This is a genomic window from Streptomyces rubellomurinus (genome assembly GCF_000961885.1).
In the GTDB taxonomy this organism is placed as follows: Bacteria; Actinomycetota; Actinomycetes; order Streptomycetales; family Streptomycetaceae; genus Kitasatospora; species Kitasatospora rubellomurina.
Window position 1 is genome coordinate 1 of the sequence record NZ_JZKH01000158.1, and the last position, 8,830, is coordinate 8,830.

Annotated in this window: 11 protein-coding genes; 8 read left to right on the forward strand and 3 right to left on the reverse strand. The window is 76.4% G+C overall.

Going from position 1 to position 8,830, the window contains the following annotated elements; genetic code table 11:
- The 3 genes from VM95_RS36205 to VM95_RS36215 all read right to left on the reverse strand — a co-directional run.
- On the reverse strand, positions 1 to 473 hold a 473-nt coding region (locus VM95_RS36205; RefSeq protein WP_045705264.1), incomplete at its 3' end, for a Y-family DNA polymerase.
- Position 474: 1 nt separating this feature from the next.
- Positions 475 to 1,212, reverse strand: coding sequence for a hypothetical protein (locus tag VM95_RS36210; RefSeq protein WP_157882291.1), 738 nt, complete (start codon positions 1,210 to 1,212; stop codon positions 475 to 477).
- A gap of 244 nt (positions 1,213 to 1,456) precedes the next feature.
- The gene (locus VM95_RS36215) at positions 1,457 to 2,329 is read right to left on the reverse strand and encodes an alpha/beta fold hydrolase (protein WP_045705266.1); all 873 of its coding nucleotides are present in this window, start codon (positions 2,327 to 2,329) and stop codon (positions 1,457 to 1,459) included.
- Positions 2,330 to 2,383: 54 nt separating this feature from the next.
- Between VM95_RS36215 and VM95_RS39465 the strand changes: the two genes are divergently transcribed.
- From VM95_RS39465 to VM95_RS36255, 8 genes are all read left to right on the forward strand, one after another.
- Positions 2,384 to 2,899, forward strand: a complete 516-nt coding sequence (locus tag VM95_RS39465) for a MarR family winged helix-turn-helix transcriptional regulator (RefSeq protein ID WP_052707793.1) — start codon at positions 2,384 to 2,386, stop codon at positions 2,897 to 2,899.
- A 52-nt stretch (positions 2,900 to 2,951) separates the two neighbouring features.
- Positions 2,952 to 3,569 (forward strand): DinB family protein, encoded by a 618-nt coding sequence (locus tag VM95_RS36225; RefSeq protein ID WP_045705267.1) that lies wholly within the window; start codon positions 2,952 to 2,954, stop codon positions 3,567 to 3,569.
- Positions 3,566 to 4,066, forward strand: a complete 501-nt coding sequence (locus VM95_RS36230) for a hypothetical protein (RefSeq protein WP_045705268.1) — start codon at positions 3,566 to 3,568, stop codon at positions 4,064 to 4,066. The genes VM95_RS36225 and VM95_RS36230 overlap by 4 nt, the downstream gene beginning before the upstream one ends.
- 385 nt (positions 4,067 to 4,451) lie before the next feature.
- The gene (locus VM95_RS36235) at positions 4,452 to 5,054 is read left to right on the forward strand and encodes a hypothetical protein (RefSeq protein ID WP_244179110.1); all 603 of its coding nucleotides are present in this window, start codon (positions 4,452 to 4,454) and stop codon (positions 5,052 to 5,054) included.
- A gap of 162 nt (positions 5,055 to 5,216) precedes the next feature.
- Positions 5,217 to 6,380, forward strand: coding sequence for an SUKH-4 family immunity protein (locus tag VM95_RS36240; RefSeq protein ID WP_045705270.1), 1,164 nt, complete (start codon positions 5,217 to 5,219; stop codon positions 6,378 to 6,380).
- Between the two features lie 145 nt (positions 6,381 to 6,525).
- Positions 6,526 to 6,903, forward strand: coding sequence for a hypothetical protein (locus tag VM95_RS36245; protein WP_157882292.1), 378 nt, complete (start codon positions 6,526 to 6,528; stop codon positions 6,901 to 6,903).
- 118 nt (positions 6,904 to 7,021) lie between these two features.
- Complete coding sequence (locus VM95_RS36250; RefSeq protein WP_045705274.1) at positions 7,022 to 7,723, forward strand: response regulator transcription factor; 702 nt, start codon at positions 7,022 to 7,024, stop codon at positions 7,721 to 7,723.
- The coding region (locus tag VM95_RS36255) for a sensor histidine kinase (RefSeq protein ID WP_078861120.1) at positions 7,720 to 8,830 on the forward strand (1,111 nt) is incomplete at its 3' end. The genes VM95_RS36250 and VM95_RS36255, both read left to right, overlap by 4 nt.

The window sequence follows — 8,830 nt, forward strand, 5'->3', positions numbered from 1 at the left end:
GTGGGGGGTGGCGTGGAGGCGGGGGGTGGCGCGTCCGGGACGGCCCCCGGGACGGCGTCCGGGACGGGCGGCCGCCCGAGGGCGTCCGCCACCGCCGCGCCGACCAGGGCCGCCAGCGGCTCCTCGCCGCCGAAGTAGCGGCCCGGGCCCTTCACCGGGATCGCGCACAGGCCCGGACGGACCACCTCCACCCGGGGCGTGAACGCCTCCACCGCCGCGACCACCGGCTCGAAGCGGCGGGTCTCCGCCTCCGGGCCGCGGTCGCGCAGCTCCAGCGCCGGGCAGAGCCGCTGGGCCAGCTTGAGCCGCTGCCCCTGCCGCACCCCGGCCGCCCGGGCACCCGCCGAGCAGGCCAGGACCCGCCCGCCCTCGGTCACCGCCACCGGGGTCTCGGGGTCACCGTCGGCGACGGCCACCACCGGCCAGTCCGGGCACCAGACCGCCAGCACCCGGGGGGTACGGTCGTCCGCCATCTCACACCACCGCCGCGATCGGCCCGGTCGCGATCGGCTCCGCCGCGTGCTGGGCGTGCTCCCGCACCGGCCGCACCGCGCCGTGCTCGTCCGGCAGCCAGAGCCGGGCCGTCCGTCCGCGCACCGCCGAGCCGCGCCCCTCGGCCACCACCTCCACCTGCCGTCCGGCGAGCTGACCGTGGCCGTCCCCCAGCCCGAACCAGCGTCCGGACCGCACCCCCAGCCGCAGCGCCGCCCCCGGCCACGGACCGGCCACCAGCAGCACGCAGCCGCTGCGCCGCAGCACCGCCGCCAGCCGGGCGGCCAGCTTCGGCGGCACCGGCCCGTCCGGGCGCAGCATGACCAGTTCCACCGCGCCGGCCAGCACCGACACCACCTCGGGCCAGTGCGGGCCCGGGTCGTCCGCCAGCAGCAGGCGCCGCAGGTCCAGCCCGTACCCCTCGGCGGCGGCCAGCCCGAGGTCCGGCAGCCCGACCGCCGCCGCCCAGCCGCCCTCGGTCTCCCGCACTCCGGCGGCCAGCGCCAGCAGCAGCCCGGTGTCCCCGCCCGCCACCGACACCGCCGCCCCACGCCGCAGCCCGCCGTCCGGCAGCACCCCGCGCAGCGCGGGCACCACCGGCACCAGGCCGCCGGGCGCGGCGGCGGACGGCCCGGCCCCCGGCGGGGCAGCCGGGGACGCCACCGGTCGGAGCCGGGGGCGCTCGACGGTGGATTCGAAAATAGATTCGAAAGCGGACACACCCCCAGGATCGAACATCCGTTCGTAAAGATTCAAGTCCGACCCGTCGCCCCGGCCCGTCACTCTCCGTACGTCCGGCCTCGGCGGACGCCATCAGCGGCGATGCGTCGGCACCGCCGGCACGGTCGGCGCGGCGGCCCGATCGCGGTGACCGAGCGTGGCCCGCACGGGCGGGCCGTTCGGGCGTTCGGACGTACGGGGGGAGGGGGCGACCGGGTGGCGGCGGGGCTGGCTCCGGCGGGGCTCAGGCCGCGAACTCGGCGATCAGCCGCCAGACTTCGGCGGGCTGCTCCTCCTGGGCGAAGTGCCCGGCATCGGCCACCACCGCCGTGGTCAGCCGCCGCACCCCCGCCTCGCGGAAGCCCTGCGCGTACGCCCGCAGGTCGCCGCCCTCGCGGTCGCCCCGCACGTACAGCAGCGGGGTCTCGACGGGCCCGGCCTCGGCGGACGCGGCGTTGTCCCGGGCGTCCTGCGCGAAGGCCCGGTAGAGGTCGAACCCGGCGGTGAGCGCCGCCGGGCTGCCGTAGGCGGCGGCGTGGGCGGCGCGCGACTCGGCGGTGATCCGCCGGGGGTCGGCGGACAGCACGTCGTAGAAGTAGTCGAAGTACACGGCCTGGCGCCCCTGGACCAGGGTCTCCGGCAGGTCGGGGACGGCGTGCAGGCCGAAGTGCCAGATGTAGGGGTTGCGCAGCACGTCCTCCCACGGCGGGACGCCGGGAATGACGGTGTTCATGATGACGACGCGGCCGACGCGCTCCCGGTCCCCGGCCTCCCGGTAGCGGCGGAGGTAGGCGTAGGCCGCCATTCCGCCGGCGTCATGGCCGATCAACGCGGCGTCAGCGAGGCCGAGTTCGCGCACCAGGGCGTGCACCGCCGCCGCCAGCGCGCGCTTCGAGCCGCCGTCGACCGCGCCGACCGACCCGCCGATGCCGGGCAGGTCGACGGCGATGGTCCGAACGCCGTCCGGCGCGGCCGCCATCACGCCCAGCCAGGTCCGCCAGGACTCCGGCCAGCCGTGCAGGAAGAGGTACGGGCGGCCCGCGGGGTCGCCGGACTCCACGACGTGGAGCGTGCGGCCGTCGACGGGCAGGTGCGAGTGGCGCAGGTCGGTGGACATGAATCATGTCTATCAAACGACATGTGGCATGTCTATGGGGAGTAGGCTGATCGCATGAGCGAGAACATCGAGAACGGCGCGGGTACCGGGGACCGGCCCGAGCAGCCCGACCGGCCCGACCGGCCCGCCCGGCCTGCCTTCGAACGCGGCACCGGCTTCCTGCTGGCGCGCCTCGGCTCGCTCACCACCCGCTCCTGGACGGCCTTCCTCGGCGAACACCGGCTGACCCAGAGCCAGTACGCCGCCCTGGTCGCACTCCAGCAGCACGGGCCGGCGGGCCAGCGGCGACTGGCCGAGCTCGTCGCCGTGGACGCCCGCAACCTGGTCCCCGTCCTCGACCAGCTCGCGGCCCGGCACCTCGTCGAGCGCCGCCCGCACGAGACCGACCGGCGCCGGCGCGTCGTCACCCTCACGGAGGAGGGACGTGCGCTCGTCGCCGCCGTCGCCGCCACGGCCGGAGCCGAACAGGACCGGTTCCTGTCCGCCCTGGACGCCCCGGACCGCGAGCACCTCAACCGGCTGCTCCGCCGGCTGTACGAGGCGCACGTCGACCAGGGCGGGTCGGCGTGAGTGCCGCAGGAAATGCAGTGGACGCCGATCATGCGATCAACAGACTTGGGGCATGACCATCACGGACGGCAAGACCGACCTCCGGATCTACCTCCAGGACGCCCGCGACGTCCTGCTGTGGAAGCTCGACGGACTCTCCGAGTACGACCTCCGGCGCCCGCTCACCCCCACCGGCACCAACCTGCTGGGGCTGGTCAAGCACGTCACCGGCGCCGAACGGCTCTACCTGGGCGACACCTTCGGCCGCCCGTTTCCCGAGCCGACGCCGCTGTGGTACCTCGGCGAGACCGAGCCGAACGCCGACCTGTGGGCGCGGGCCGACGAGAGCACCGAGGAGATCGTCGGCCGCTACCGGCGGATCTGGGCGCACTCGGACGCCACCATCGACGCCCTGCCGCTGGACGCGGTCGGCGAGTTGCCGTTCGGCACCCGGCCCCGGCAGACCCTGCACCGGGTGCTCGTCCACCTGATCGCCGAGACCCACCGCCACGCGGGCCACGCCGACCTCGTGCGCGAACTCGTCGACGGCGCCGCCGGTCAGCGCCCGGACGGCCTCAACACCGCCCCCGGCGACACCGCCTGGTGGCAGGCCCACCATGCCCGCGTCGAACAGGCCGCCCGCGAGGCCGCTCGCGAGGCCGACGCGATCGCCGGGGAGGCGCGAGCGTGAAGTACGTCGAACTCGACGCCCGGATCGGCGAGTTGACCGGCGTCCTCTCCGCCCGGCGCTACCTCGGGGCGCTGCCCCGACTGGCCGCCGAGCTGCCGCCGGGCGCGGCCGCGTTCGCCACCGACCCCGGGCACTACGACTTCACCGGGCAGCGCTGCGTGAAGGACCTCACGCTCAGCCGGTTCGACCTCGGCCACGGCGACACCGGCACCGGCACCGGCACCGGCACCCTGGAGCTGGGGTTCCGCCACAACTGCTGGAAGCACGAGGAGGATCTGGTCATCCGCTACCGGGCGGTGACCGACATCCGGCTCGACGGCCTCGGGGAGCCCTCGTCCTGGGAAGACCTGGGGCCGCTCGTCCTGGACGAGATCCTCCCCCACGGCCAGGGCTGCACCCATGAACTGGCCTTCCGACCAGGGCGGTTGACGGTCACGGCCGCCGACCTCACGGCCGAGTGGATCGCGTCGGACTGCCCCGACGCCCGGCGGGGCTGAGGGGCCGGCGGGCGTGTCGGAGGCGATGAGGACGGACCAGGGCGTGCGGATGGCCGCGCGGTGCGTGGGGTGCGGAGGCGAGGCCGTCCGGAGTGTCGGCCAATTCCTCTATCGAGGACGGGAGTTGCGGTGGGACGCCGAGCAGTCCTGCCCCGGCTGCGACACCTCGCTGTGCGAGCACTTCGGGCCGGGGCCGACGCCGCGGGACGTCCGGGAGGCGCTGCTGACCGTGCACGGCCCGGCCCGGCTGCGACTCACCGGGCTGCTCACCGACCCGGTCGCCGCGCTTCGACTGCTCCGCGAGGGGACCGGTGCGCCGTTGCGGCAGGTACGTGAACTCCTCGACGAGTTGCGGGACTTCGCCCTGAGCGGGACGGCCGTGGAGATGGCCTGGTGGCGGGTGCGACTGGGCGAGCGGGGCATCGCGACGGAGGTCACGGACGGATTCGGCCGGGCGTACCGGTACGTGGGCCCGCCGGAGTTGAGCGCCCTCGTCGACTCCGGCGACTCCGGCGGTCCCGGTGGCCCTGGGAGCCCGGTCGGCCGGCGCGTGCGGACGGCCGCCGAGTTCGCCGCCTGGGCGGAGGCCGAGGAGCACGCGGAGCCGTCGACCTTCGTGGTCGATCTGGCCGGCGCGCTGCGCCTCGCCCCGCGCCGGAGCGAGCACGTGGTGTGCGCGGGCGGGGAGTTGGTGCTGAGCGCCGGGGAGATCGGGTTCCGACGCTCGGCCGGCGGCGGCTGGGAGGTCCGGACGGTCAGCAACCAGTCCACCGGTTACTGCCCGGACCTCACCTCCTGGCCCGCCGTCGCCGCCGCCCTCGACCGCCTCGGGCTACCGCACCCCGGCGGCTTCACCGAGGAGCTGGTGTTCCGCCGCTGCCCGGCGTGCGCGCAGTGCGGCATCGTCCGCGAGGGCCACCACGTGTGCGTGTTCTGCGACGCCGACCTGCCCGCGCGGTGGAACGTCGACGTGCCGGCGACGGCGTAGCGGGCGGAGCGCAGCGGGACGACGCAGCGGGACGGGGCAGCAGGCAGGGCGAGGGGGACGACGCAGCGGGACGGCGCGGCAGGCGGGGCGCTCGCCGCCGTGGTGTCGGGCGGGGCCGCTAGGGTCAGGTGGTCAGGGGAACGAACTGCGAGAGGTGGGCACATGGGGTGCGCGCGGGCGGCGGGGCTGCCGGGCGGGGTGGTGCACGCGGCGAGCCGGGAGTTCCTGCTGCGGGAGGGACTGCCGACGGCCGGGGCGTTCCTGGACTTCAGGGCGCTCGGCGCCGGCCCGCTGAGGCCGTTCCCGGCCGGGGCCGAGCGGCTGTTCGTGCTCGGGGAGACGGAGTACTGCGCGCCGTACGCCGCCGCCGGCAGCCTGGTGCTGCTGGACGGGACCACCGGCCAGGTGTTCCTCGGCGACGGCGGCCCGCGGCGCGATCTGCTGGCCTCCGACCTGCCGGCGCTGGCCGGGCTGGTGCGGGAGGTCGAGGCGGTCGCCGAGACCGCCCGGCGGGCCGACGCCCTGGACGGGCGGCGCGGCCCGGCGGTGGTGGCCGAGGTGATGGCCGGCGCGGAGCTGCGGATGCGCGCCCTCGATCCGGCCCTGTACGACCGCGCCGAGGCTCCCCCCGCGACGCCCCCGGCGCACTGGGGCACCGCGCTGCTGGTCCGGGCCCTGGCCTGGGGCGCGCTGCCGGGCGGCCCGGACGGGCCTGCGTACACGGTCGGCACCGAGCTGGTGACGGAGCTCGCGGCGCTCACCGACGAGGACGACGGCCCCGGCCAGGTGCACCGCTTCCGCCCCGAGGACCTGCCCGCCGCCCTGGTGCACCGGCCGACCCGGCACCTGCTGACCGAGATCGGCCTGCCGACCGGCGGGGCGATGTTCGGCGCGTGCGCGGCACCGCTGGTCACCATGGCGGAGGCGTACCCGGAGTACTTCGACGGCGAGGAGCTGCGCCCGTACCAGCGGGACTTCCTGGCCCTCGGTGACTGGCCGACCGACCTCACCATCGCCCTCGACGGCGCGACCGGCCGGCTGGAGCTGCCCGACTGGTACGACGACGGCCAGCCGGAGGCGTACCTCAACCGGGACCTGACCGCGCTGCTCTACGCCCTGTGGACGTACGAACGGCTGCGCGCCGAGTGGGAGCGCTGGGAGGGCGGCCGGGGCCGGGACACCTGGGCGGTGTTCGACCCGCAGTCGCTGCTGAGCACGGTGGTGGACCGGCTGGTGGAGGCCGTCGACCCGGAGGCGTTCGCCTCGCCCGGCTGCTCCTGGCGGCTGCTCGCCGAGGACGGGCACCTGGGCGGGCTGCTCGGCTGACCGCGGGGGCGGGGCCGGCGGGTGGCCGGGATCCGTACGGTGGCGGGCGGGGCCGGCGGGTGGCCGGAGGCGGGGGCGGCACGGCGTGGGGCCCGGCGCCGCGGTCCTGGCCGTGCCGGGCCCGTCCCGCCGGTACGCTGCCCCGGTGACGAACAACCGTGCGGCGGGCGGCGGGCGAAGACGGGCGGTGCTGCTCGGCCTCGTCGCGCTGCTGTCCCTCGCGGCGACGGGCACGGTCTACGGCCTGCTGTACGCGCGGTCGTCGGACTTCGACGAGCGCTGCGAGCGGGGCCTGGTGACGGGCGGCGGGCACCTGCTGGAGACGGGCGCCTCCTGGCTGCCGCCGGACGCGTGGTGCCGTTTCGAGGAGCAGAGCGTGTCCACCACGCCGTTCTGGGCGCTGCTGCTGTTCTACGCGCTGCTGACCGCGGTCGTCTGGTCGGTGACCGCGCTGGCGCGCACGCTGCGGCCGCGCCCGTACTCGGGCTTGGAGTGGCAGCCGGGGCACGGCCAGGGGTGGTGAGGCCACCTGGTGCGCACCGTTGCGCCGGAGCGGCCGCCGCTCGGAGTGGGGCGTGGAGGCCGCTGCGGGCCTGACGGCCGGTGTTCGAGCGGGTGGTGCGGGTCACTAGGGTGCACCCGTGCGCGTATTGCTGGTGGAAGACGATGAGCCGGTCGCCGAGTCGCTGCGGCGCGGGCTGGTGCGGTACGGGTTCGAGGTCTCCTGGGTGACCACCGGGGCGGCGGCGCTCGCCGAGGCGGACCCGTACGACCTGGTGCTGCTGGACCTCGGACTGCCCGACACCGACGGGCTGGACGTCTGCCGGGCGCTGCGCCGGCGCGGTGACGTGCCGATCATCGTGATCAGCGCGCGCAGCGACGAGACCGACCGGGTGGTCGGGCTGGAGATCGGCGCCGACGACTACGTGTCCAAGCCGTTCGGCGTGCGCGAGGTCGTCGCCCGGATCCGCGCCGTGCTGCGGCGGGCGCGGCCCGCGGAGCAGCAGGCGGCGGCCGGCCCGGACCGGTACGGGCCGCGGCTCACCGTGGACCGCCGGGCCGCCCGGGTCCGGCTGGACGGCGCCGAGCTGCCGCTCACGCCCAAGGAGTACGACCTGCTGGCCTTCCTCACCGAGGAGCCGGGCGCGCTGATGTCCCGCGAGCAGATCATGGAAGCGGTCTGGGACGCCAACTGGTTCGGCCCCACCAAGACGCTGGACGTGCACGTCGCCGCGCTGCGGCGCAAGCTCGCGGGGGCGGTGGCGATCGAGGCGGTGCGCGGAGTGGGGTTCCGGCTGGTGGTGGCGCCGGTCCCGGCCGCGAGCCCGGACGACTCCCCTTGATCAGGCGGCTGATCGTCAGCTACGTGCTGCTGGTCGGCGTGGCGCTGGCCGCGTTCACGGTGCCGGTGGCGTTCACGCTGACCGCCCAACTGCGCGGGGACACCGAGGAGTCGGTGCGGCGGGAGGCGACCACCATGGCGCTGCTGCTCGGCGACGGCGACGCCCCGGCCCGACAGGCGCTGGCCCGGGTGGCCGGCGCGTACGCGGACGAGACGCCCGGAACGGTCGAGGCGGTGGCCGCGGACGGCACGGCCGTGCCGCCGCTGCCGACGCCCGCCGGGCCGGAGGACGCGGCGATCGCCCGGGCACTGCGGGAGGGGCGCAGCACGGCCGACTGGGGTTCGCGGTTCGTCTGGGGGCCGCAGCTGGTCGTCACCGTGCCCGCGTACGCCCGGGGCGACCACCAGCGGATCGTCGGCGCGGTCCGGATCCGCTACGCCACCGCCGACCTCAGCGACCGACTGTGGCGGATCTGGGGCTTCCGGGCCGTCCTCGCGGTCGGGGTGCTGGCGGCCGCCGCCGGGCTGGGCGCCGTCGTCGCCCGGCTGCTGACCAGGCCGCTGCGCCTGCTCAACGACATGGCCAGCCGGTTCGGCGACGGCGACCTGACGGCCCGCTCCCCCGTCACCGGCCCGCAGGAGACCCGCACCCTGGCCCGGACCCTCAACCAGGGCGCCGAACGGCTCGACACCCTGGTCGCCTCGCAGCGGATCTTCGTCGCGGACGCCTCGCACCAGCTGCGCACGCCGCTGACCGCGCTGCGGCTGTCGCTGGACAACATCGCGGACGGCGTGGACGACGAGCTCGTCCGGGAGGACGTGGAGCAGGCCACCGCCGAGGTGGTCCGGATGAGCCGGCTGGTCAGCGGGCTGCTGGTGCTGGCCCGGGCCGAGGCCAAGGTGTCCGCCCCGGAGCCGGTGGCGCTGTGCGACCTGGTCGAGGAGCGGCTGGACGTCTGGCGGCCGGCGGCGGCGGAGCGCGGCGTGTCCGTCGCCCTGGCCGTTCCGGGCGGGGCGGGCGGGGTGGGCGGTCCGAGCGGGGCGTCCGGGGTGACCGGGCCGGGCGGGGCGTCCGGGGTGGGCGGCCAGGGCGGGGCGGGCGGGGTGG

Bases quoted from the DNA above. Each gene is read 5' to 3' on its own strand.
- VM95_RS36215 (WP_045705266.1), bottom strand. From the start codon at position 2,329: ATGTCCACCGACCTGCGCCACTCGCACCTGCCCGTCGACGGCCGCACG.
- VM95_RS36225 (WP_045705267.1), top strand. From the start codon at position 2,952: ATGACCATCACGGACGGCAAGACCGACCTCCGGATCTACCTCCAGGAC.
- VM95_RS36235 (WP_244179110.1), top strand. From the start codon at position 4,452: ATGGCCTGGTGGCGGGTGCGACTGGGCGAGCGGGGCATCGCGACGGAG.
- VM95_RS39465 (WP_052707793.1), top strand. From the start codon at position 2,384: ATGAGCGAGAACATCGAGAACGGCGCGGGTACCGGGGACCGGCCCGAG.
- VM95_RS36240 (WP_045705270.1), top strand. From the start codon at position 5,217: ATGGGGTGCGCGCGGGCGGCGGGGCTGCCGGGCGGGGTGGTGCACGCG.